Below are 1,237 nucleotides of genomic sequence, written 5' to 3' on the forward strand. Positions count from 1 at the left end.
ACGACAAGTGGACAGCACAAACGCTAGCGATCAACAAATGGAAACAAATTATAATGACATCGCTGAGGTAACACTGGTAAAAACCGAAGCACAGCAACGTCCATTGGAAGAGTATGTCGTAATTATGGAGAGTGCAAAATGAAGCAAATTAAATATCTACAAGACTCACTTGTATCACTAAGACTAGTGGAAATTTCAAAAAATCTTCCTTCCCTACTGAAAGAAGCTGAGAAGGAACAGCTAAGTTATATTTCCTTCCTGAATAATGTAGTGGAATATGAACGGAAAATTAGAGACGAGAAAAACATGGAAAAACGATTAAAACTTGCAGCATTCCCATGCATCACTCCTTTAGAGGAATTTAATTTAGATGAACAAGAATCATTAAGTTTAAAGCAGTTTAATCAATTAAAAGATTTAGCATGGATTGAGCAGTTATTTAATCTCATTCTATTAGGACCGCCAGGTGTTGGAAAAACACACATGGCGGTTGGATTAGGATTAGAAGCGATCAAGCGAGGTTACAAAGTCTCTTTTATTTCGATGGGCGACTTGGTACATACATTGAAAACCATGGACATAACGAGAAAGTCCCAAACAAGGATTAAGAGAATGAAAGAATCACATTTAGCCATTATTGATGATTTGATGTACGCCGCAATGGATCCGAGAGAAGCAAACTTATTTTTCCAATTGGTTAATGACTTGTACAACAATTCATCCATTATCTTAACTTCTAATCGTTCCCCAAAAGAGTGGACCGAACTATTAGGTGACGTGGGTGTGGCAACAGCTATTTTGGATCGTCTCATTCATCGTGCGGAAATTGTTCATTTTAATGATTCAAGCTATAGGATGAAACATAGAGAAACTATTTTTAAAGAAGCAAGTGTTCAAAATTAATAAGCAAAATTGTTCAAATGTACTTGACGCTTACAGCAGCAGAAAAATTTTTACATAAGTATTTTACTACGTATAAATACAAAGAATTAGACACTAATGAATTTGTTAGATTCATGAAATATTATTTTAATTTAGAAAATAACTCATTATTTGAAGATTGGTTAGAAATAGGGGGGGATTAATTTTTATTACTATGGGTACGTATGGGACAAATTTAAGAAAAGGCTGTTTTCTAAAAGTTTGTTGTTTTTGAATAAAACAATAAGCATGGTTGAAGCACTGAGCAGCCTGAATACACGTAGACTCCTGCGGGAAAAGCGAGAAAGACGAGACC

At 34.9% G+C, this 1,237-nt stretch carries 1 protein-coding gene; it reads left to right on the forward strand.

Going from position 1 to position 1,237, the window contains the following annotated elements:
• Positions 1–138: 138 nt before the first annotated feature.
• Positions 139–903, forward strand: a complete 765-nt coding sequence (istB, locus tag ACTYA4_RS22040) for an IS21-like element helper ATPase IstB (protein ID WP_443483696.1) — start codon at positions 139–141, stop codon at positions 901–903.
• The last annotated feature ends 334 nt before the right edge of the window (positions 904–1,237 follow it).

The sequence above is a fragment of the Niallia yueguangensis genome, from assembly GCF_052663115.1.